At 37.5% G+C, this 23,212-nt stretch carries 15 protein-coding genes and 2 pseudogenes; 9 read left to right on the top strand and 8 right to left on the bottom strand.

Annotation, left to right across the window (positions count from 1 at the left end):
• Positions 1 to 4 precede the first annotated feature (4 nt).
• Entirely contained in the window at positions 5 to 1,168 is a 1,164-nt protein-coding gene (locus JCM17102_RS05750; protein ID WP_025074357.1) for an exo-beta-N-acetylmuramidase NamZ family protein, read from the top strand.
• On the opposite strand, the gene JCM17102_RS05745 is transcribed toward JCM17102_RS05750, so the two are convergent.
• From JCM17102_RS05745 to JCM17102_RS05735, 3 genes are all read right to left on the bottom strand, one after another.
• A complete protein-coding gene (locus JCM17102_RS05745; RefSeq protein ID WP_025074356.1) occupies positions 1,157 to 2,512 on the bottom strand; it encodes a metallophosphoesterase family protein in 1,356 nt (451 codons plus the stop codon). The two genes, JCM17102_RS05750 and JCM17102_RS05745, sit on opposite strands and share 12 nt — an antisense overlap.
• A 118-nt stretch (positions 2,513 to 2,630) precedes the next feature.
• Positions 2,631 to 3,161, bottom strand: a complete 531-nt coding sequence (locus JCM17102_RS05740; protein ID WP_025074355.1) for a GNAT family N-acetyltransferase — start codon at positions 3,159 to 3,161, stop codon at positions 2,631 to 2,633.
• Positions 3,162 to 3,497: 336 nt separating this feature from the next.
• Positions 3,498 to 4,505, bottom strand: coding sequence for a transporter (locus JCM17102_RS05735; protein WP_081800196.1), 1,008 nt, complete (start codon positions 4,503 to 4,505; stop codon positions 3,498 to 3,500).
• 80 nt (positions 4,506 to 4,585) lie between these two features.
• On the opposite strand from JCM17102_RS05735, the gene JCM17102_RS05725 reads away from it, so the two are divergent.
• From JCM17102_RS05725 to dnaA, 3 genes are all read left to right on the top strand, one after another.
• A complete protein-coding gene (locus JCM17102_RS05725) occupies positions 4,586 to 5,839 on the top strand; it encodes an N-acetylmuramoyl-L-alanine amidase family protein (RefSeq protein WP_025074353.1) in 1,254 nt (417 codons plus the stop codon).
• Between the two features lie 7 nt (positions 5,840 to 5,846).
• The gene (locus tag JCM17102_RS05720) at positions 5,847 to 6,740 is read left to right on the top strand and encodes an MlaD family protein (RefSeq protein WP_025074352.1); all 894 of its coding nucleotides are present in this window, start codon (positions 5,847 to 5,849) and stop codon (positions 6,738 to 6,740) included.
• Positions 6,741 to 7,091: 351 nt separating this feature from the next.
• The gene (gene dnaA, locus JCM17102_RS05715) at positions 7,092 to 8,510 is read left to right on the top strand and encodes a chromosomal replication initiator protein DnaA (protein WP_025074351.1); all 1,419 of its coding nucleotides are present in this window, start codon (positions 7,092 to 7,094) and stop codon (positions 8,508 to 8,510) included.
• 88 nt (positions 8,511 to 8,598) lie between these two features.
• Here the strand turns inward: dnaA and JCM17102_RS05710 are convergent, their stop codons facing one another.
• Positions 8,599 to 9,342, bottom strand: coding sequence for an NADPH-dependent oxidoreductase (locus tag JCM17102_RS05710; RefSeq protein ID WP_025074350.1), 744 nt, complete (start codon positions 9,340 to 9,342; stop codon positions 8,599 to 8,601).
• 284 nt (positions 9,343 to 9,626) lie between these two features.
• Here JCM17102_RS05710 and JCM17102_RS26380 point away from each other — a divergent pair.
• The 3 genes and pseudogenes from JCM17102_RS26380 to JCM17102_RS05695 all read left to right on the top strand — a co-directional run bounded on the left by JCM17102_RS26380 (position 9,627) and on the right by JCM17102_RS05695 (position 16,362).
• Positions 9,627 to 12,169: pseudogene (locus tag JCM17102_RS26380) on the top strand (adenosylcobalamin-dependent ribonucleoside-diphosphate reductase).
• A gap of 131 nt (positions 12,170 to 12,300) precedes the next feature.
• Positions 12,301 to 14,981 (top strand): annotated as a pseudogene (locus tag JCM17102_RS26375) (4-alpha-glucanotransferase).
• 346 nt (positions 14,982 to 15,327) lie between these two features.
• Positions 15,328 to 16,362, top strand: coding sequence for an acyltransferase family protein (locus JCM17102_RS05695; protein ID WP_025074349.1), 1,035 nt, complete (start codon positions 15,328 to 15,330; stop codon positions 16,360 to 16,362).
• Here the strand turns inward: JCM17102_RS05695 and JCM17102_RS05690 are convergent.
• A complete protein-coding gene (locus JCM17102_RS05690; RefSeq protein WP_025074348.1) occupies positions 16,327 to 17,310 on the bottom strand; it encodes a hypothetical protein in 984 nt (327 codons plus the stop codon). The genes JCM17102_RS05695 and JCM17102_RS05690 overlap by 36 nt on opposite strands.
• A gap of 88 nt (positions 17,311 to 17,398) precedes the next feature.
• Here JCM17102_RS05690 and folB point away from each other — a divergent pair, with 88 nt between their 5' ends.
• On the top strand, positions 17,399 to 17,767 hold the full coding sequence (gene folB, locus JCM17102_RS05685; RefSeq protein WP_025074347.1) for a dihydroneopterin aldolase: 369 nt from the start codon (positions 17,399 to 17,401) through the stop codon (positions 17,765 to 17,767).
• A 530-nt stretch (positions 17,768 to 18,297) separates the two neighbouring features.
• On the opposite strand, the gene trxB is transcribed toward folB, so the two are convergent.
• The 3 genes from trxB to JCM17102_RS05670 are packed head-to-tail and all read right to left on the bottom strand — an operon-like array spanning position 18,298 to position 22,406.
• Complete coding sequence (trxB, locus tag JCM17102_RS05680; protein WP_025074346.1) at positions 18,298 to 19,245, bottom strand: thioredoxin-disulfide reductase; 948 nt, start codon at positions 19,243 to 19,245, stop codon at positions 18,298 to 18,300.
• Positions 19,246 to 19,258: 13 nt separating this feature from the next.
• Entirely contained in the window at positions 19,259 to 19,900 is a 642-nt protein-coding gene (lolA1, locus tag JCM17102_RS05675; protein WP_025074345.1) for an outer membrane lipoprotein periplasmic chaperone LolA1, read from the bottom strand.
• A gap of 19 nt (positions 19,901 to 19,919) precedes the next feature.
• Entirely contained in the window at positions 19,920 to 22,406 is a 2,487-nt protein-coding gene (locus tag JCM17102_RS05670) for an FtsK/SpoIIIE family DNA translocase (protein ID WP_025074344.1), read from the bottom strand.
• 121 nt (positions 22,407 to 22,527) lie between these two features.
• On the opposite strand from JCM17102_RS05670, the gene JCM17102_RS05665 reads away from it, so the two are divergent.
• The gene (locus JCM17102_RS05665; RefSeq protein ID WP_025074343.1) at positions 22,528 to 23,208 is read left to right on the top strand and encodes a DUF5063 domain-containing protein; all 681 of its coding nucleotides are present in this window, start codon (positions 22,528 to 22,530) and stop codon (positions 23,206 to 23,208) included.
• Positions 23,209 to 23,212: the final 4 nt, after the last annotated feature.

Raw genomic sequence — 23,212 nt, 5'->3', positions numbered from 1 at the left:
TGATATGCAAACCAGATTCTTCCTCATTCTTTCAATACTAGCATTCACAGCCTTTCCAGTGTCGATCTTTGGAAAAGTGATTACAGGTGCCGAACGTACCGAGCAATATTTGCCGTTGCTCAAAGGTAAACGAGTGGGAATGGTTGTAAATCACACATCTATTGTTGGTTCAAAACAGACTCATCTACTCGATACTCTTTTGAAATTAAATATTCAAGTAGTTCAGGTATTTGCACCGGAACATGGTTTTCGGGGAAATGCAGATGCAGGAGAAGAGGTAAAAGATGGGAAAGACAGTCGCACCGGAATACCAATCGTTTCGCTTTATGGAAACAATAAAAAACCTACTAGTGCACAATTAAAGAATGTGGATGTTATTTTATTCGATATACAAGATGTAGGAGCACGATTCTATACCTATATAAGTACTATGTTTTATGTAATGGAAGCTTGTGCCGAAAATCAAAAAGAACTGATTGTGCTCGATCGTCCAAATCCATGCGACTACGTAGAAGGTCCTATATTAAAACCTGCTTATCAAAGTTTCGTAGGTATGTTGCCAATTCCTATTCTCCATGGTTGCACGATAGGGGAACTGGCACAAATGATTAATGGAGAAGGTTGGATAACAACAACTAAGTCCCCTTGTCCACTTACTGTTATTTCGATGAAAGGATGGAAACATAGACAACCCTACATACTTCCCGTAAAACCATCTCCTAATTTACCTAATGCACAATCCATTCGGTTATATGCTTCTCTTTGCCCTTTCGAAGCAACTCAGATAAGTGTAGGGCGTGGAACAACCTTTCCTTTTCAAGTATTGGGCGCACCTGATAAAAAATACGGTAGCTTTACTTTCACTCCTGAATCTTTACCCGGATTCGACAAAAAACCAATGCATAAAGGGACACTTTGTTACGGAAAAGATTTACGCAATGTGACAGATGTACATGGATTTACTCTTCGTTACTTCTTGAATTTTTACCAACTATCCGGCGAAGGAGAAGCTTTTTTTTCACGTACACGATGGTTCGATTTACTTATGGGAACAGATTCTGTCCGTAAAGCCATCCTAAAAGGTGATTCAGAACAAGATATCCGTAACAGTTGGCAAAAGGAACTACAGACGTATCAAAGTATGAGAAAAAAATATTTATTGTACTAAAGACCGTTTACGCCATTTTTCTGCATTTTGTTCAAATTCCTTTGCTTTTTTACCAGTTAGCCAAGGCATTTCTAATATTTCGGGAATGTTCTGTGCACGATCTATTATCTGAATACCCAAAGCATTTTTCACAACCTGCATATCATCATACAGGGAGTCATTCTCTAGAAATGCTTGTATACGAAGAGTATCTCCCTTTACATCAATATTTTGATAAAAACGGTTGTTAGTTCCAAAACGGTCATATTTACCATTGAACTTCAATCGATATCCTTTCGGAGAAGCATGACTAACCAGATAAACAGGTGTAGTCATTTTTCCATCACCTTCTTTGTTTGTCATACGTGCATAGTTATGTTCATGTCCTTGAAGCACCAAATCAACTCCATATTCTTTAAACAAAGGATCGAACATCCAGCGCACTAATATGTTATTTGTCTTACCCTTAATAGAATATACAGGATGATGTAACATTACAATTTTCCATTTTTTATCAGAATTCTTCAATGTCTTCTCCAACCATTCACGTTGTGAAAATAAAAACCAAGGATCACGATTACTGTCAAGGACAATAATTGTAGCATCCTTATAATCAACAGAATACACATTATTATTCTTATATTCGGATTCTAACAAATATGAAAAGGAATAATTGAAACGTTGTTCCAAAGTTCTTACCATTCCTTTTACATATTCATGATTCCCAGGAGAAACTAATAAAGGCTTACTGGGAGCAATGGAATCAACACTCCGATATGCTTCTTCCCAATAACAATTCATCGGACGTTCAATAAAATCACCGCCAAGCATATAGAAATCGGTCTGCGGAAAACGATAGCGTACATTTTCCATAAAATCACGTGTCTTTCCATGTAGTGTATCCTGCACGTCACCTACAAAAATAAAAGAAAAGTGATCCGTAGAATCTTGTTGCATAGTAAATGAATACCAGTTAGAAGCCCGATCATCGTTCCATACTCGATAAGAATAAGAATCCCCGTAAGCAAGATCCTTAAACTTTGCCCAATTAGCATAGCTAAAACCTCCTAACGTTTTAAGGAATTTAGAAGAGCCATCGATAAGAAGAGTATCTCCAGAGCCTATTTTTGTATATTCTAGTTTTGCCTGTTTAGAAACTCCCCCGCATACCCAACTTACATTACGAGAAAGTTCACCATCATTTCCAAAAGTTAGGATCACTCGCTGAGGTTCATTAGTAAGCACATAACTTATTTCCGGTCTATTATAGAACCAAACTTTCCAACGTATTTTACAAATAATACCTCCTGCTATTAATATAAGGAACATAAATCCCCAGAATATTTTTTTCTTGCTCACTCTCATTGTATTCAGTTTTTATAACTAGAACAAAGATAAAGATAGTGTTTCAAAAATCTGAGAAAATGTGCTTTTTTTAACCATTTAAATGGAAGAAATATAGTATAATCTTTTATGAACGTTATTAATTAATAAATGGTTTTGAATATTTAACCATACCCCGTACGTTTTTTAGAGCATTCGGCAACAATTCAACCGCCATACAATATTCGTAAGAAACCTCAAAGGGAAATTCAATGCCTAAATCGATGGCCTTTTTATATCCAAACTTAGGATAATAATCTTTGTGCCCCAATAAAACAGCAGACCCATACCCTAATTCAACAGCACGTTTATGTACTTCACAAATTAGTGTACCACCAACCCCTTGTCCCTGATATTTAGGTAACACAGCTACCGGAGCCAAAGCTAAAGAAGACATAGCTTTAACATCTGATACTATTTCCACTTTAGTCATCAGAATATACCCAATAATTTCACCATCCTTTTCTGCCACTAAAGAAAGCTCTGGTATAAACGCTTCTGATTTACGTAAGCGTTCCACTAGAAAATGTTCACGATGATCGCTTTCTTCCATATTTCTAAAAGCAAGTTCTATTAATTCATAAACAACTTTATAATCGTTCTCTTGTTCTTGTCTGATTTTAATTTCCATATTCTTAATTATTATTTGTTTATATCCAATTCCATATTCGCTCTCGGATTTATCTTTAAAACAAAATACAATAAACGTCTTCATCATTGTCTGATTTTCCCTTTTGTACAGCCCCTTAAAAGTATAACAAAACATAATTAAACGTCATTCTTATGAAAAAAGAAGATCGAAATAGAATATAATCTTCTTGTTCGGCAAATAAGCCGAGATTTATCGAGAAGTTAAGCCTGTACACCAGATTATTATCTCACAATATCCGATATTAGTTGAAGTAATTTCAAAAATAAAAATATATTATTCCGATAATTCGGAGCAAATATATATAAAATAGAATTTCTAATTTTCCTTCTTTCTTTTCTTCCACAACTGCCAAGAATTGATAATGTTCTGCCACAGTACATAAGAACCAGGACCAACCGAAGATAGCGGATTAAGATATGTATAAGCCATCCAAATAGCCAACACTGTATTTTTTTGCCCTAAAGCTTGTCCACCACTAATACGTTCCTGATAATGCCCACCAATACGCTTTCCATAATAAAACTGAATACAACAGGTTATTAAACTAGCCAAGGCAATTAAAAGTTTCACATACCCTGACGCATCACTATTAACCAGAGAACGAACGGTCTGACCGGAAACAATTGCCAAAGCAACTCCCCATAGATAAAAAGCCAAATTACTAAAATTAGCCAAATATGTCCGTACTTTTGGCAAAAAAAAACGAAGTAAGCAAGCCGTTATAAAAGGACAAAGCAACAATGGGAAGACTTTAATAAGAATACGCGAACAGGCCGTCAAAAAACTAACATTTGAATGTATTTCAACAATAGGAAACAACAAAGGAACAATGATTGCTGCCAAAATATTAGACAGCAATGTATAAGTAGTTAAACTTCCCGCATTTCCACCTAGTTTTCCAGTTATCACAGCTGCAGCTGTAGCCGTAGGGCAAATCAAACAAACCATCGCTCCCTCAAACACGTCACGATATACTTCAGGCATGGGAACATAAACTAATACTACAGCTACAAGCAAACATGATATCAGTTGAAACAACAGCAACCACCAATGCCACAAAACAGGTTTCAATTCTTTAGGCTCAACCTTGCAAAATGTCAGCAACAACTGGAAAAAAATCAAGAAAGGAGTTAAAACAGAAACACTTAGCCACACAGCCGGTTTTACCGGAGCCAGAAACGAAACGTGGGCAAACAGGAAATAAACAACTGTCCCAACCAGCATTGCGACTGGTAATGTCCAATTTTTCAAAAACTTAAGCATGGCTGTATATTTTATCTTCGGGGCGCAAAGTAACGGAGTTTTCAGGAAAAAAGCTACCATTAAACCGAAAAAAACACAAAACTTAATAGTAAATCATAAGTTTTCTGCAAATTTCTACTACATTTGCATCGTATTAAAATATGAAACTAAATAGATCATACATATTATATATATTAGCTTGCCTCTGGCTACTTATTTCTCCCCTATGTACCTGCAATCTATGGGGACAGAGGTTTACTGTAGTTATTGATGCCGGACATGGCGGACACGACCCCGGTGCCATAGGAAAAATATCTAAGGAGAAAAATATCAATCTGAATGTCGCTCTGAAACTAGGTAATCTGATAAAGAAGAACTGCGACGATGTAAAATTAGTCTATACACGTACAAAGGATGTTTTCATTCCATTGGATCGTCGAGCAGAAATTGCTAACAATGCCAAAGCGGATCTTTTTATCTCTATTCACACCAATGCCTTAGCCAATAACCGTACTGCAAAAGGTGCTTCTACTTGGACATTAGGTTTGGCAAAATCGGACGCCAACTTAGAGGTAGCGAAACGGGAAAACTCTGTAATACTTTATGAAAGTGATTATCAAACCCGTTATGCTGGCTTTAATCCGAACTCCGCAGAATCATACATTATCTTTGAATTCATGCAAGACAAATATATGGAACAGAGCGTACATCTAGCCTCATTGGTTCAGAAACAATTCCGACATACTTGCAGTCGGATAGACCGGGGAGTACACCAAGCTGGTTTTCTTGTTCTAAAAGCTAGTGCAATGCCAAGCATCCTAGTGGAATTAGGATTTATTTCAACACCGGAAGAAGAACGTTATCTGAATTCTGAAAACGGCATGAGTACATTAGCAAAAGGTATTTATAATGCTTTCTTGAATTACAAAAGAGAACATGAACTACGTCTAACTGGAAGTAGTAAAACCATCATTCCAACTGAACAGGAAGAAACAGAAAATGATCCTGTTATCACTCAAACAGATAATGATTCGGAAAATGTTGTTTCAACAAAGGAACTTTTAGCCGAAACTAAGTCTCGTCCTATTGAGTCTAAAACAACAACTCGCCCCATTGTATCTGAGAGTGCAACAAATGATAGCGAGATAACGTTTAAAGTACAAATTCTGACTTCTTCAAAGCCTCTCTCAAAAAACGACAAACAGTTGAAAGGCCTAAAAGGAGTCGATTATTACAAAGAAAAAGGGATTTATAAATATACTTATGGTGCTTCTACTGATTATAACAAAGTATTGCGCACCAGACGTACAATCACTCCACAATTCAAGGATGCATTTATCATTGCTTTCCGGAATGGTGAGAAAATGAATATCAACGAGGCAATTGCCGAATATAAAAAGAGAAGAAATAAATAAAAATAAAATGAAGTACATTACAAAAGAAGTCAGAATAGGTATTGCAGGTATTGTAGCTCTATGTGTGCTTGTTTATGGAATCAATTGGTTAAAAGGAATCCATATGTTCCAGCCTTCAAGCTATTTCTATGCAAAGTTTCAAAATGTAAATGGATTGACTAAGTCGAGTCCTGTATTTGCAGACGGTGTTCGTGTAGGCATCGTACGCGAGATTTTTTATGATTATTCCAACCCAGGAAACGTAATTGTGGAAGTCGAACTGGATACAGAGTTACGTATTCCTAAAGGAAGCTCTGCAGAACTTGTATCAGAACTGATGGGAGGTGTCCGTATGAATATTCTTCTAGCAAACACCCCCAGGGAAAAATATGCTATAGGCGATACCATACCTGGAACACTGAACAACGGTATGATGGAAAATGTAGCCAAACTCATGCCCAAAGTCGAACAGATGCTACCCAAATTAGATTCGATCCTTACCTCTTTAAATAATACTTTAAATGATAAGAGTATTCCTGCAACTCTGCACTCAATGGAAACCCTTACTGCCAATCTTGCTGTAGTAAGCTCACAAATGAGAGGATTAATGAGCAAGGATATTCCACAGCTTACAGGAAAGCTAAATACTATTGGAGATAATTTCATCACTATTAGCAATAACCTGAAGGATATAAACTATGCTGCCACTATCAAACAGATAGACGAGACATTGGCTAATGTAAAAATACTTACAGAAAAGCTAAATAGCAAAGACAATACGTTAGGTTTACTTTTCAATGATCCATCTTTATACAATAACTTAAACGCAACCTCTGCAAATGCTGCAAGTTTATTGGAAGATCTGAAAGCACACCCTAAACGCTATGTCCATTTCTCATTATTCGGCAAAAAAGATAAGTAAGAGAACCCTCCTAATATAGAATTACTCTAAATAAAGAAATACTATATAAAAAAAGACTAATAGCCTGAAATGTCTATCGATAAACCAAAATAATATTCTTGAACATGCACAGAGAAGTAAATAACACGAATACAAATAGGATCATAATCACATAATAATCAATCACTTATAACAATACAACACATATTGTATTTAGAGTGTTTCCAAACAGTTAGATAAGTCATTGAAAGTAAACACATTATTATTTGTTCAATAAAAACAAGAAAAAATCGATTTGTTTATTTCGAATAAGATTCCCAATTTTGCAAACGTAGAAGTTTTGCTTAACTAATAAAATGTATTAAAGTCACTATGATTGAATCAAATCATGTCGTGCTTTGGAACCGCTGTTTAGATATCATAAAAGACAATGTTCCCGAAACGACATATAATACTTGGTTTGCCCCCATCGTTCCATTAAAATATGAGGACAAAACATTAATCGTACAGATCCCGAGCCAGTTTTTTTATGAAATACTGGAAGAAAAGTTCGTGGATTTGCTACGGAAAACATTATATAAAGCTATTGGCGAAGGCACTAAATTGATGTATAATGTCATGGTAGATAAAACTTCGATTCCAAATCAGACTGTGAATCTCGAAGCAAGCAATCGTTCTACAGCTATCACTCCTAAAAACATCACTGATGCCAATAAAGCGCCTAACTTCCTGAAAGCTCCTGTTATTCAGGAACTAGATCCACATTTGAACCCTAACTATAATTTTGAGAATTTCATTGAAGGATATAGCAATAAACTTTCCAGAAGCGTAGCAGAAGCCGTAGCACAAAAACCTGCGGGTACAGCTTTTAATCCATTATTCCTTTATGGTGCATCTGGAGTGGGAAAAACTCACTTGGCAAACGCTATCGGAACTAAAATTAAAGAATTATATCCCGAAAAAAGAGTATTGTATGTTTCAGCACATCTATTTCAGGTTCAATATACAGACTCGGTACGAAACAATACTACCAATGACTTTATCAACTTCTACCAAACAATTGATGTATTGATCATTGATGATATTCAGGAATTTGCCGGAATGACCAGAACGCAAAATACGTTTTTTCATATCTTCAATCACTTGCATCAGAACGGAAAACAGTTAATATTAACTTCCGATCGCGCCCCTATCCTATTGCAGGGTATGGAGGACCGTTTGCTGACTCGTTTTAAATGGGGAATGGTAGCGGAACTTGAAAAGCCAACTGTAGAACTTCGTAAAAACATCTTGAGGAATAAAATTCATCGTGACGGATTGCAGTTCCCTGAAGAAGTTATTGATTACATTGCAGAGAATGTAAACGAAAGTGTCCGTGATCTGGAAGGTATCGTCATAGCTATTATGGCACGTTCTACTATTTTCAACAAAGAAATAGATTTAGACTTGGCACAACACATTGTGCATGGTGTGGTTCACAATGAGACTAAAGCAATTACAATTGATGATATCTTAAAGGTAGTGTGCAAGCACTTCGATCTAGAGCCATCAGCCATCCACACTAAATCCAGAAAAAGAGAAGTGGTTCAAGCTCGTCAGATTGCTATGTATCTGGCTAAGAATCACACAGATTTCTCTACTTCAAAGATCGGTAAGTTCATCGGAAACAAAGATCACGCAACAGTGCTCCACGCTTGCAAAACTGTAAAAGGGCAGTTGGAAGTAGATAAGAACTTTCATGCAGAAGTAGGTGAAATAGAATCATTGTTGAAGAAAAGAAATAAGGAATAAGTGATAAACCAATATAAAAATTTCAGGCGCAAATGATATAGCAATTATATCATTTGCGCCTGATGTTTAAAATACTCCTTGCTGATATTTATTCTATAAAGCCTTGTTTACGAAGTACTTTCAACAGATTCTCAGACATAAATTCATTATCCTTCTTTGTATAACGGACATCCGTAAACACCTGTGGCAAAGTCTCCTTTTTATTTTCTTCTATAAATTGCTTATTTTCCGGCAATGATTCTTTATAAGAATAGATACGATCGATATCCTCTGGAGTGTAATCGTGAAACACCTCTTGATGCACAGAAGCATCTAAAGGCAAACGGTCCACCTGCGCAGGGATACCGTCAGGATAGCCTACGGTTATGGTAGTTATGGGAAACACTAGTTCCGGCAACTGAAGAGTATCAATAATTATTTGAGGATTATAAGTAGTAGTTCCCAAATAACAGATACCTAGCCCTGCTTCCTCCGCCAATGTACAAAAAGTCTGAGCTGCGAGCAAAGTATCCATAGAAGCATTCATAAAAGACATTAAATTATTATATCCCGGCACAGCATTCCGTTGTTCGCACCACTTGCTGAAGCGCCGGAAATCAGCACAAAAAGTAAGCACTACCGGTGCATTTTTTACCATTGGCTGATTAAAATGAGCAGGAGAAAGTTTCTCTTTCATTTCAGCGTCACGAGTAACGATTACACTATAAAGCTGCATCCCTCCCATCGTAGAAGCGCGGAAAGAGGTCTCAAGCAAATCATTTAACATTTCAGGAGTAATATCTTTAAGAAGATATTTCCGAATAGTTCTTCTATTCTTTACGGTATCAAACATATCTTTTTTTTGCAAAGATATAAAAAGAAAAAATCATTTCATTACACTTATGAAAAAGAATAATTTTCTTTTTGGAGAACTTCACCCATTAAACAAAAGCACAAATTCATTGTTAATCAAATACTTAACTAAAACAAATAGAAAACCTGCAACCTGTTAATAAAATATTTCATTTTTATTTTGATAGATAAAAAAACATTCTTAGCTTTGCAGCGCATTTGTTAATGATAAGTATACTTCTACACATTACTTATTAAATAATGAAATCTAAGACACATTGCATCGTGGAAAAACAAATTTATTCTTATGACGAAGCCTTCGAAGAATCTTTACGATATTTTCAAGGTGACGAGTTGGCTGCAAGGGTATGGGTGAATAAATACGCAGTCAAAGATTCTTTCGGAAATATTTATGAGAAATCTCCGGAAGATATGCATTGGAGAATTGCCAATGAAGTAGCACGAATCGAAGCGAAGTACTCAAATGCTTTAAGTGCACAAGAACTTTATGATTTACTGGATCATTTCAAGTACATCGTTCCTCAAGGTAGTCCGATGACAGGTATCGGTAACGACTATCAAGTAGCTTCGTTATCTAATTGTTTTGTAATCGGCGTAGATGGTTCCGCCGACTCTTACGGTGCAATTATCAAAATTGACGAGGAGCAGGTTCAACTGATGAAAAGACGTGGAGGTGTGGGACATGACTTGTCACACATCCGCCCGAAAGGTTCTCCCGTTAAAAACTCAGCACTAACTTCTACCGGCCTCGTTCCTTTTATGGAACGTTATTCCAATTCTACACGTGAAGTAGCTCAGGATGGACGTCGTGGAGCATTAATGTTAAGTGTATCCATTAAGCATCCGGATTCAGAGGCATTTATTGATGCGAAAATGACTGAAGGCAAAGTAACAGGAGCCAATGTTTCTGTAAAACTGGATGACGCTTTCATGCAGGCTGCTGTTGAAGGGAAAACTTATACGCAACAATATCCGATTGATGCAGTCAATCCCACTTCAACCAAAGAGATAGACGCTTCTACTTTATGGAAAAAAATTGTGCATAATGCTTGGAAATCGGCAGAACCGGGTGTGCTATTTTGGGATACGATCATCCGTGAATCAGTGCCAGATTGCTATGCAGATTTAGGATACAAAACTGTATCTACTAATCCATGCGGTGAAATTCCATTATGCCCTTACGATTCTTGTCGTTTGCTGGCTATCAACCTATATTCTTATGTAGTGAACCCGTTTAAGTCGGACGCTTATTTCGATTTCGAACTTTTCAAGAAGCACGTTGCTTTGGCTCAACGTATCATGGATGATATTATTGATCTCGAATTGGAGAAGATTGAACGTATCATGCACAAAATAGAAACTGATCCGGAAACAGAAGAAGTAAAACGTGCCGAGCTTATATTATGGAAAAAGATCTATGAAAAGAGTGCCCAGGGACGCCGTACTGGGTAGGTATCACAGCAGAAGGTGATATGCTTGCTGCTTTAGGACTGCGATACGGAACGGAAGAAGCTACAGAATTCTCCGAAAAAGTACATAAGACTGTTGCTCTCGGTGCTTACCGTTCATCAGTCGAAATGGCGAAAGAACGTGGTGCTTTTGAAGTTTATGATAGCGAACGTGAAAAAAACAATCCGTTCATCCTGCGACTGGCTGAAGCAGATCCGGAATTGTATGAGAATATGAAAAAGTATGGACGTCGAAACATTGCATGCTTGACGATCGCTCCTACAGGTACTACCAGTCTCATGACACAGACTACTTCGGGCATTGAACCGGTCTTTCTACCTGTTTACAAACGTAGAAGAAAAGTAAATCCTAATGATACAAACGTACGCGTTGATTTCGTTGATGAAACAGGCGATGCATTTGAAGAATATATTGTATTCCATCACAAGTTTGTTACATGGATGGAAGCTAACGGATATGATCCTTCCAAACGCTATACTCAAGAAGAAATTGATGAACTTGTAGCTAAGTCTCCATATTACAAAGCTACTTCAAATGATGTAGACTGGTTGATGAAAGTGAAGATGCAAGGAAGAATACAAAAATGGGTGGATCACTCTATTAGTGTAACTATCAATCTTCCAAATGACGTAGACGAAGATTTAGTCAATCGGTTGTATGTAGAAGCTTGGAAGTCCGGTTGCAAGGGATGTACTGTTTATCGTGACGGTTCCCGATCAGGAGTATTAATCTCTACGAAATCAGATAAAGACCAGAAAAAAGAGCTTCCTCCTTGTAAACCTCCTACAGTAGTAGAAGTACGTCCAAGAATATTGGAAGCAGATGTAGTACGTTTCCAAAACAATAAAGAAAAGTGGGTAGCATTTGTCGGATTATTAGATGGTCATCCGTATGAGATTTTCACTGGTTTACAAGATGATGACGAAGGCATCTTACTACCGAAGAGCGTAACCTCGGGACGTATCATTAAAAATGTGGATGAAGACGGAAACAAACGTTATGATTTCCAATTTGAGAACAAGCGTGGCTACAAAACAACTATTGAAGGACTGTCAGAGAAGTTCAACAAAGAATATTGGAACTATGCAAAATTGATTTCAGGTGTACTTCGTTATCGAATGCCAATTGAACAAGTGATTAAGTTAGTCGGTTCATTACAGTTGAATAGTGAAAGTATCAACACATGGAAAAATGGTGTTGAACGAGCACTGAAAAAATACATTCAAGATGGAACAGAAGCCAAAGGCAAAAAATGTCCGAATTGTGGCAATGAAACATTGGTTTATCAAGAAGGTTGTCTGATTTGTACCACTTGCGGTGCTTCCAGATGTGGATGATCCACTGATGTATGTTAATTAATATATAAACAAAAGGTTAAAGGAGTCCTTCGGGGCTCCTTTAATTTTTTATTCAAAAAGAAAATCTTATACTTGCACTTTCATAAAGAAATCTAATCAAAATCTAATTTATGAATCTATCGTTTAACATCGAATACCGCACCAATTGGGGGAAGAAGTAAGGATAGCGGACCTGTTTCATGAATCTATCCCCATGCATACAACGGACGGCATATATTGGACAGCGAACATCGAACTCGATGTCCCCAAGGAAGGTATAGCTATCAATTATAGTTACCAAATAGAGCAGAATGGAGTAGTGACCCGTAAAGAGTGGAATAGTTTCCCCCGGCAGCTACATTTATCGGGTGTAACTAAAAAGAAATACATAGTAAATGATTGTTGGAAAAACATTCCCGAACAGCTCTATTTTTATAGTTCAGCTTTTACAGAAGTATTATTAACACATCCTGAGAAAGCAGAAACTCCCATCAGCTATAAAAAGGGATTGATGATTAAAGCCTATGCTCCTCGCATAAACAATGATTATTGCCTAGCCATTTGTGGTAACCAAAAAGCATTAGGAAATTGGAACCCAGAGCAAGCTGTTCTTATGAGCGATGCAAACTTTCCCGAATGGCAAATAGAGTTAGATGCAAGCAAACTAAAGTTTCCTCTGGAATACAAATTTATCCTTTATAATAAGAAAGAAAAGAAAGCCGATTGTTGGGAAAACAATCCCAACCGCTATCTTGCCGATCCTGAATTAAAAATCAATGAAACATTGGTCATTTCCGACCGATACGTCTATTTCGACACTCCGATATGGAAGGGGGCAGGTATAGCCATCCCTATCTTTTCTTTGAAATCAGAAAAGAGTTTTGGTGTTGGAGATTTTGGTGATTTAAAAGATATGATTGACTGGGCTGTCAGTACAAACCAGAAGGTAATACAGATTCTACCGATCAATGATACGACTATGACTCATAAATGGACAGATTCTTATCCTTACAATAGTATTTCCATTTATGCTTTCCACCCGATGTATATAGACATTACGCAAATGGGAGCACTAAAGGATAAAGCAGCGATGTCCCAATTCAGCAAACGCCAAAAGGAGTTGAACAACTTACCGGCTATTGATTATGAAGCTGTCAATCAAATAAAATGGGATTTTTTCCACCTGATTTTCCAACAGGAAGGAGAAAAAGTTCTCGCATCCAACGATTTTAAAAGGTTCTTCAATGCCAACAAAGAATGGTTACAGCCTTACGCTGTATTCAGTTATCTACGAGATATTTACAAGACTCCAAATTTCCGTGAATGGCCCCAATATACGGTTTATAATCAGCAAGAAATAGAGAAGATATGCCAACCCGGATCGACTGATTACCCACATATTGCTCTCTATTATTACATTCAATACCACCTTCATCTGCAATTACAGTCAGCAACACAATATGCCCGTAAACATGGAATTGTATTAAAAGGCGATATTCCAATCGGCATTAGCCGTAACAGCGTTGAAGCATGGACAGAACCTCATTATTTTAATCTTAGCGGACAGGCAGGAGCACCTCCTGACGACTTCTCTATAAACGGACAGAATTGGGGATTTCCAACATACAATTGGGATGTCATGGAAAAAGATGGCTATCGCTGGTGGATGAAACGATTCCAGAAGATGGCAGAGTATTTTGATGCATATCGTATTGACCATATCCTCGGCTTCTTCCGCATTTGGGAAATTCCCATGCATGCTGTACATGGATTATTAGGTCAATTTGCTCCTTCCCTTCCTATGAGTAAAGAAGAAATTGAAAGTTACGGGCTCCCTTTTCGTAAAGAATATCTGACACCTTATATCCACGAATCATTCCTCGGGCAGTTATTTGGTCCACATACTGAATATGTAAAGCAAACTTTCATCCAACCTACAGATACTCCGGATATCTATTGTATGAGACCGGGATTTCGGACACAAAGGGAAGTCGAGACTTTCTTCATGGAAAAAAATGATGAAGACAGCATATGGATACGCGAAGGACTTTACACATTAATTAGTGATGTCTTGTTTGTTCCGGATAATAAAGAAGAAGACAAATACCACCCACGAATCAGCGTACAACGTGATTTTATTTTTCGTTCACTGAATGAAGAAGAAAGAAATGCCTTCAACATACTTTATAACCAATATTACTACCATCGTCATAATGAATTCTGGCAACAACAAGCCATGAAAAAGTTACCTCAACTTACACAATCTACTCGTATGTTGGTTTGTGGAGAAGATCTTGGAATGATTCCCTCCTGTGTTGCTTCAGTCATGAATAATCTCCGTATTCTTAGTCTTGAAATCCAGCGAATGCCGAAGAATCCAATGTATGAATTCGATCACCTGAACGAATATCCATATCGCTCGGTTTGCACTATTTCAACACATGATATGTCTACTTTACGTGGGTGGTGGGAAGAAGATTATCAACAAACACAACGTTATTACAACTTAATGCTTGGACATTACGGCACAGCTCCCACTGTTGCACCTCCCGGGATATGCGAAGAAGTGGTTCGTAACCATCTGAATAGCAGTTCTATTCTTTGCATTTTATCCCTACAGGATTGGCTATCTATTGATGGAAAATGGAGAAATCCCAATGTAGAAGAAGAACGGATTAATGTACCCTCCAACCCACGAAATTATTGGCGTTATCGAATGCATCTAACTTTGGAGCAATTGATGAAAGCCGATGAACTTAATAAAAAAATATGCGAACTGATAAAATACACCGGAAGAAATCCTAAGAAGTAGAAAAAACAAAGAGTTCATTATAAAAAGCTCATAGAAAATACTTCTAGATTAGTTTTAGAATTCCTTTTCAAGTGCAGATTTTGTATGATTCATGTGTCCTAAGGTCCATGTTATTTTACAAAATTTGCACTTTATATAATTCTATATTCGGTTGTTTTTCAACTTGACACAATCTTTTATCTACACTGCGTCATTTCATTGATCTTCAGAACGAGAAAAAAGTTCAAACATAGTCACTAAACACAAATTAATACAGACAATTCTGCCCATTTATTTTCTTCCGATTCCTATTTATTCTTAATTAATCAAGTATCTTTGCACCGAAAACAAAACAAAAAGAAGCTTAATGGAGGACAACAAACACGAACGTATTGATTTTGTAGATTTAACGAAAGGAATTTGTATTATTCTAGTAGTTATGTCACATATTGGAGGAGCTTTCGACCAGCTCGACTATGATTCCATGTTGTCATGCTTCCGTATGCCTCTTTACTTTTTTATTTCAGGAATATTTTTTAAGTCCTACGAAGGATTGTTTGGCTTTGTTATTAGAAAAATAAACAAACTGATTATTCCTTTTCTCTTTTTCTATATCAGTTCGTTTTTGCTTAAATATATTGTATGGAAAATAGCTCCCGGAGTTTTCCATCTTCCAGTGTCGTGGAAAGAATTACTAATTGTTTTTGAAGGACATGATCTAATCAGATTCAATCCCCCACTCTGGTTTTTGATAGCTTTATTCAATTGTAATATACTATTTTATTTTGTACATTTTCTACGCGACAAACATTTATTTACAATGTTTATAGTGACTCTGTTGATAGGAAGTACCGGATTCTACCTAGGAAAACAACAAATCGTACTTCCTGTATATTTAGATGTTGCCATGACAGCACTCCCCTTCTATGTTGCAGGATTCTGGATTCGCCGATACAACTTTTTTCTTTTTCCCCATCATCGGTTCGATAAGATTATCCCTGCCTTTATATCTTTAGCGTTAGTTGTGATGTATTTAACTGCTACCCCATTAGGAATGCGCACAAACAATTACCCAGGAAATATTTTCCAAGTGTACATTGCCGCATTTGCCGGAATATTCACAATTATGCTATTATGCAAAAAAATAAAAAAGCTAGCTATTGTTTCATACTTAGGACGATATTCAATTATCACCCTCAGTATCCATGCTCCTATCTTGCACTTTGTCAGTCCTCTATTAGACCACTATATTCATAATAGTTGGTTACAAGCCATCGTACTATTATTACTGACACTGGCTATCTGCCTTTTGCTGACACCCCTTCTTTTAAAAGTAATTCCGCAATTGGTAGCACAAAAAGATTTGCTAAAAATCGACTTCTGTAAAAGGAACTCCCTGTAATTTTGCAGCTCTTTTAGCAAAACCACTCTTGTACATTTTCCCAGTAACTAGTAAATAGATCTTTCGGGAATGTGAGAGTACAAAGAAATCAAGAAATGTTTTCATGTGTACGTTAATATCTTGTTCCGAACGATGATCCATATGTCCCACTTTACCGGGCAGTACATATACAAAATCCAATTTCGATATTTGTTTCAGGAAACATTCACTATCGGCAGTTATCAAAACTTTATTCGCTTCAGGATGTGCTTCATGCAAAGATTGTATCTTTGCTATGCATTTATCAAGTAGTTCCTTTTGTTCTTCTGGCGAATAAACTGTACTTCCATCAGGAAAATCACCAAACAAATTCTGGAAACGGAAACTTAAAGAAATATAATTGTCCCCCAATTTTAATAAATTCTCATCAATCCACGCCTGTAAAGCAGGTGTCGGTTTAAACAATTGATTAAACAAAGGTCCGAATTCATCATCAGCAAAATACATATTAGTATACACATGAATTTGCTTATAATTTTTACTCAGCATTTTCTCTGCCATTTTACGCTGGAATATCCTATCGGCTTCCGGATAATGACTGGAATCAATATATACAGGGAGTGAGAAGGACGAATTATAAGAAATCTCATCATTACGAATCCGCCAATCATATTGATTGGGAACAAGCAAATCTTCTAATTCAAAAGGAGATGTGAAATGAATACGAAACTCCAATTTATGCTCCTGACAATATTTAAAGGTTGAGATCATACCACGAAGACGATCTGCCAATCCACCATGTTTTTTTCGCCCGTCCGCCATAAAAATAATTATTTTCTTCTCATTCTTTCCAACGGGCTCTTGTTCGTTGTAGTAAGGAGATAAATGTCTTTTCACTTTCCGATTCAATCGATATTCACGATATAACAGATTATTCAAATCCGATTTTATAAAGTCTTTCAGTCCCATAAAATTATATTTTAGCGAACAAAAATAGTGAAAATGTTCTATAAAAAGAAATAAAGCTTTACCTTTACTTCGACAGAAATAAAAAGATATGAGAATAAATAGCAGTTACATTTTCTTAGAAAACATTCGTTGCTATGCTTATCACGGTGTAGCACCACAGGAGAATCTTATCGGTAATGAATATATCATCAATATAAAACTAAAAGTAGATATTAGTCTTGCCACCGCAACGGACGAGGTAATGGACACCGTCAATTATGCTGAAATACATGAAGTCATTAAGAATGAAATGTCTATTCCGGCTAAACTTTTAGAACATGTGTGCAAGCGAATAGTATCTAAACTTTTTATTGCATTTCCTCCCGTTGAAGAGATTGAAATCAGTCTTTCCAAAAGAAATCCGCCCATGGGAGCTGATATAGATACAGCAGGTATCACATTACATTGTAGTAGGTAACTTTCTTCCAATTCGTACAATACTTTTCTAGTTTCATTGGGTGAAACCTTTAGTTTATCAGTGTGAAACCTTTAGTTTCATGCCTTGAAACCCAAAGTTTCAGGCTATTGAAACTAAAGGTTTGAGGCAATGGAAACTATAATACCAAACTAGTTAAATAATAGATTACAATAAAAACAAAGAAATAATGAGAGAGCAAAAGAGACTTTCCAGTTACTCATTACTATAAAAAAGTGATTTATTGCCCCAAAAGAAGGATATCAGGAAAAAAAGAGAAAAAAAAGGAAATAGTTATTTTACATTGATAATCAGACAAATACATCAACACATTAGAATAAAAAGTGACAATAGACTTTGCTTTAAAACCTATTGTCACTCTATTATCACCTTGCTATTGTCACTTTTATCCTTCTGATTATTAGTTTATTAGCTTCAAAAAGTGACAAGTGACAATAAAACAGGCTTTTTATAACACTAAGAAGTAGAATTAGATTCTCGTCCCTGCGTGATCAATTCTTTTTGAGTAAACGTCAAATAATTCCTTTTTCCGAAAGGTAACGTTCAGCCTCAATTGCAGCCTTACAACCACTTCCTGCGGCTGTAATAGCCTGACGATAATGCGGATCGGCCACATCTCCGGCAGCAAATACTCCTGGAACTTTTGTACGAGGACTATTACCTTCAGTAATAATATATCCTACTTCATCCGTATCAATGTAATCCTTAAATATATCTGAGTTCGGTTTATGACCGATAGCCAAGAAGAAACCATCAATAGGCAAACTATAACGTTCTTCATCAGGTTCTCCCCAACGTTTCACCAGATTCACACCTTCCACTCCGTTATCACCAAACAATCCCACAGCGTTATGTTCGTAAAGCACTTCAATTTTCTCATGCTTCATCACACGTTCCTGCATGATCTTTGATGCACGCAAATAAGGCTTACGGACAATCACGTATACTTTTGATGCCAGACCAGCCAAATAAATAGCTTCTTCACAAGCAGTATCACCACCACCAACTACAGCTACAACTTTCTTACGATAGAAAAAGCCGTCGCAAGTAGCACAAGCACTTACACCCATACCAGCATATTTCTTTTCGTCATCCAGCCCCAGATACTTAGCTGTAGCTCCGGTAGAAATAATCAAACTTTCCGTTTCAATTACTTTTTCTCCGTCAATCGTTATTTTATATGGGGCTTTACTTAAATCAGCTGCTGTAGCTATTCCAAAGCGGACATCCGTTCCAAAGCGGGAAGCTTGGCTACGCAAATCCTCCATCAACTGCGGACCACTGATTCCTTCGGGATATCCCGGGAAGTTCTCTACATCCGTTGTTGTAGTCAGCTGACCGCCGGGTTGCAATCCTTCATAAAGTACAGGGCACAAATTGGCACGACCTGCATAAATAGCTGCCGTATATCCGGCAGGTCCTGACCCGATAATCAGGCATTTTACTTTTTCTGTTTCCATCTTCTGATCTCTTTTATCTTAAATCTATAATTTCTGCATTCGGATATTGTTTCCGATCGAAAACAAATTCAGTATCAGGATAGTTCAATCCTGTCTTATAGCTGGTAATCGTGATTTCACTTCGATTTTTTGCACCACGCTGTTGAAGCATTATGAAAACAGGCTGATACGTACCCGAAGTAACATAAAGAGTAACAGACTCCCAATCCTGTTTCTTGCTAGTTGCCGTCAGAGTCACTTCCGTTATCGATTTTCCTCCGAAGCTCTTAATAGAACCCAGCTTATATGAAAACCCCTTCTGATACATATATAATAATGTATATGGATTGATAGATTGCAATTCCTCTTGAGTAGGAGTAGTGATGTTCACTTCTTCACTATTTTCCAGATAACTCCACTGTGTTTTCCCATCAAACCATGTAGCCGCTTCAGGAGTTTTCAGTTGAAACCTCTCTCCTTTCAAACAAATTACCCCACTGGAAGTTCCTGCAAACTGCCCGTTATTATAATATTTCACACTAAACTCTGCCTGTATTCCACCTGCTTTCCGAAAAGCTTCGGCAGTTTTGTCTAAAACAGCTTTAGCCTGTGATTGCTGAGCAACCACAGGCCATGACAGTAAAGCTATTAAAACACTAAAAATGTATTTCATCATTTACTTATATAACGCTCTTTTATTGCAAATTGTTCAAACGCATTTCAAGATCATTCTCATCCATACAAAGTACGTCACGCGCTTTGCTACCTTGGGTAGGTCCTACAATTCCAGCCTTTTCAAGCTGATCCATGATGCGTCCGGCACGATTGTAACCGATTGCAAATTTACGTTGAATTAATGAAGTAGACCCCTGCTGGTGAATCACAATCAAGCGGGCAGCATCTTCAAACAACGGATCAAGACGTCCCATATCTATTTCACCCACATCATTACCACTATCTTCACTGACAAACTCAGGCAGGAAGAACGGAGTAGGATAACCTTGCTGACGGGCAATAAACTTCGTAATTTCTTCTACTTCCGGCGTATCGATAAAAGCACATTGCACACGTACCGGATCAGCCCCTTGCAAGAAAAGCATATCCCCTTTACCTATCAGTCGATTGGCTCCCGGACGGTCAAGAATAGTACGAGAGTCCATCATAGCAGAAACGCGAAATGCAATACGAGCCGGGAAATTGGCTTTAATCGTACCGGTAATAATATTTGTAGTCGGTCTCTGTGTAGCAATAATCATATGAATACCAACTGCACGTGCCAACTGTGCAATACGGGCGATAGGAAGTTCAACCTCCTTACCGGCAGTCATAATCAAATCTCCAAACTCATCGATCACCACCACTATATAAGGCATAAACTTATGCCCTTTTTCAGGGTTCAGACGACGATTGATAAATTTATCATTATATTCTTTCACATTACGCACATGAGCCATTTTCAGTAGGTCGTAACGCGTATCCATTTCCACACAAACCGAATTCAATGTCTGAACTACTTTTGTCACATCGGTAATAATTGGTTCGCCTCCATCAGGAAGCTTCGCCAGGAAGTGATTTTCAATAACCGAATAGATACTGAACTCAACTTTTTTGGGATCGACCAATACAAACTTCAACTCAGCCGGATGTTTTTTATATAATAAAGAGGTAATGATAGCATTCAATCCAACAGACTTACCCTGACCGGTCGCACCTGCCACCAACACGTGTGGCATCTTGCAAAGGTCGAACATAAATACCTCGTTAGTAATAGTTTTACCCAGTACAATCGGCAAATCAAATTTAGATTCTTGGAATTTCTTGCTTCCGATCACGCTCTGGCCGGATACTATCTTCGGATTCTTATTCGGAACTTCAATACCGATCGTACCTTTACCCGGTATCGGAGCAATGATACGAATACCGTCAGCAGACAAACTCAATGCAATATCATCTTCCAAACCGCGAATTTTAGAGATTCGTACTCCTTGTTCAGGAGTAATCTCATACAGAGTAACCGTAGGCCCCACCGTTGCTTTAATCGTACTAATCTCAATGCCAAAGCTACGTAATGTATTGATAATACGGTCCTTATTTGCATTTTGCTCATCCATATCAATAGTAGGATCATCATTCTCAAAATGCTTCATCAGGTCGATAGTCGGGAATCGGTAATTCTCCAAATCTTTAGTCGGGTTATAAGGTTCTACTTCAGGACCTTGGTATTCTTCTTCTTCAGGAGCCGATTCTACATCAAATCCCGGTTCAAATCCATTGCCGGAGTCTTCTGTTGATACAACTGTTGTATTGGGAGCTGCCGGTTCAAAAACCATTGTTACTTCATCTTCATTAGTTTCTTTAGAAACTGTCTCCGATTCTGAAGTGTATAAGAATGAATCATCCTGCGGTTCTTCAACTGGTACATCTTTTATCGGTGCAGGAGAATTTTGTTTATAAGTTCTCTTCAGGTTAAATTCCACTTCCTGTGGCTGAGAGGTAGTAAACTCTTGTGTTTCTCCCATCGGTGGCACTTGACCTTCTTCTTTTTGCTTCCGTTTCAAGAAATTCAACGCAAATAATTTGCGTAGCCAAACAACAGTTCGTGCACTCATATATATAAAGAAACAAATCGCTGTGACCAACAAAAGCATCCATACACCAGGTACACCTATTTGAGATATCAGCCAACGACTCACATTATAACCATGCATACCTCCCCAATAGAGAAAAGAATCCTGATAATGGTTCATAAAAGCAAATCCGAAAAAACGGAAGAACCAAACCAGTAAGAGAGTACAGCCAATAAACCACTTCCATAAACGGACAATGCGTACTCGCATCAACTTCAATCCTGCCACTGCCAAAAAGACAAGGATAAAGAAAGAAGAGACTCCGAAACAGTCATTAATTAAATAGCTTGCCAACTGCGCTCCACGCGAACCGGCATAGTTCTTCACATGGTTATCTACTGCTGCCAAATCAGCGGGATTTCCGCTATCAATGATACTCTGATCAGCCGCTCCCGTAGCAAAGAACGAGGAAAATGCCAACAATAAATAAACAGAAAAGATAACTAACATCAATCCAATCACAAAGTGGATCGTCTCATTCTTAAAATACGCAACAATCTTACTAAGGGAAGATGGAGTTTGATCTGCCTCCTTATCTAATTTCTTTTTTGCCATGAACATTATAACTTTTAATAAATTGGAATCTGAATCTAAGCCGCAAAAATAATAAAAAAATAACGAGCGCTGCGCTCATTCAATCCTTTTTCTTACCTTTGCGTTTCAAATCAAGCTGATTATGGAAAAAGAGAGCCGAACGATATTTGAAAAAAATGTGATTGAATTTGTAACGGTGGCTGCCGAGTTTTGCAGATTTCTCGAACGTGCCGAAAGTATGAAACGTAGTGCTTTCGTTGATACGTCACTAAAAATATTGCCCCTACTTTATCTAAAAGCTTCCATGCTTCCCAAATGCGAAACTATTGGAGACGAGGCTCCTGAAACGTATGTCACTGAAGAAATTTATGAAATTCTACGTATAAACCTAGTAGGTTTAATGGGGGAAAAGGATGATTATCTGGATGTATTCGTACAGGACATGGCTTATAGCGATCAGCCCATCAAGAAATCTATTTCGGAAGATCTGGCTGATATCTACCAGGATATTAAAGATTTTATTTTCGTCTTCCAACTTGGATTGAATGAAACGATGAACGATTCATTGGCCATCTGCCAGGAAAACTTCGGAATGCTCTGGGGACAGAAACTAGTGAATACACTACGTGCACTTCACGATGTGAAATACAACCAGAATGATGAGGAGGATGAGAATAACGAAGAAGAATATAACGAACCAGACAATGACGATTATTGTTGTGGAAAAGATGATTGCCATTGCCACGACTATGATGAAAGCCATTGCGATGATCATGATTGTCACTGCCACGAAGACGGCTGCCATTGTCATGATGATGAATAAACAA

This window comes from Bacteroides faecichinchillae JCM 17102 (genome assembly GCF_000614145.1).
Classification (GTDB): domain Bacteria; phylum Bacteroidota; class Bacteroidia; order Bacteroidales; family Bacteroidaceae; genus Bacteroides; species Bacteroides faecichinchillae.
This window is presented reverse-complemented; position numbering and strand designations above follow the sequence as displayed.

What these genes read in the sequence shown, in the direction of transcription:
- JCM17102_RS05750 (WP_025074357.1), top strand. Translation starts at nt 5, where the DNA reads ATGCAAACCAGATTCTTCCTCATTCTTTCAATACTAGCATTCACAGCC.
- JCM17102_RS05745 (WP_025074356.1), bottom strand. Translation starts at nt 2,512, where the DNA reads ATGAGAGTGAGCAAGAAAAAAATATTCTGGGGATTTATGTTCCTTATA.
- JCM17102_RS05740 (WP_025074355.1), bottom strand. Translation starts at nt 3,161, where the DNA reads ATGGAAATTAAAATCAGACAAGAACAAGAGAACGATTATAAAGTTGTT.
- JCM17102_RS05735 (WP_081800196.1), bottom strand. Translation starts at nt 4,505, where the DNA reads ATGGTAGCTTTTTTCCTGAAAACTCCGTTACTTTGCGCCCCGAAGATA.
- JCM17102_RS05725 (WP_025074353.1), top strand. Translation starts at nt 4,586, where the DNA reads ATGAAACTAAATAGATCATACATATTATATATATTAGCTTGCCTCTGG.
- JCM17102_RS05720 (WP_025074352.1), top strand. Translation starts at nt 5,847, where the DNA reads ATGAAGTACATTACAAAAGAAGTCAGAATAGGTATTGCAGGTATTGTA.
- dnaA (WP_025074351.1), top strand. Translation starts at nt 7,092, where the DNA reads ATGATTGAATCAAATCATGTCGTGCTTTGGAACCGCTGTTTAGATATC.
- JCM17102_RS05710 (WP_025074350.1), bottom strand. Translation starts at nt 9,342, where the DNA reads ATGTTTGATACCGTAAAGAATAGAAGAACTATTCGGAAATATCTTCTT.
- JCM17102_RS05695 (WP_025074349.1), top strand. Translation starts at nt 15,328, where the DNA reads ATGGAGGACAACAAACACGAACGTATTGATTTTGTAGATTTAACGAAA.
- JCM17102_RS05690 (WP_025074348.1), bottom strand. Translation starts at nt 17,310, where the DNA reads ATGGGACTGAAAGACTTTATAAAATCGGATTTGAATAATCTGTTATAT.
- folB (WP_025074347.1), top strand. Translation starts at nt 17,399, where the DNA reads ATGAGAATAAATAGCAGTTACATTTTCTTAGAAAACATTCGTTGCTAT.
- trxB (WP_025074346.1), bottom strand. Translation starts at nt 19,245, where the DNA reads ATGGAAACAGAAAAAGTAAAATGCCTGATTATCGGGTCAGGACCTGCC.
- lolA1 (WP_025074345.1), bottom strand. Translation starts at nt 19,900, where the DNA reads ATGATGAAATACATTTTTAGTGTTTTAATAGCTTTACTGTCATGGCCT.
- JCM17102_RS05670 (WP_025074344.1), bottom strand. Translation starts at nt 22,406, where the DNA reads ATGGCAAAAAAGAAATTAGATAAGGAGGCAGATCAAACTCCATCTTCC.
- JCM17102_RS05665 (WP_025074343.1), top strand. Translation starts at nt 22,528, where the DNA reads ATGGAAAAAGAGAGCCGAACGATATTTGAAAAAAATGTGATTGAATTT.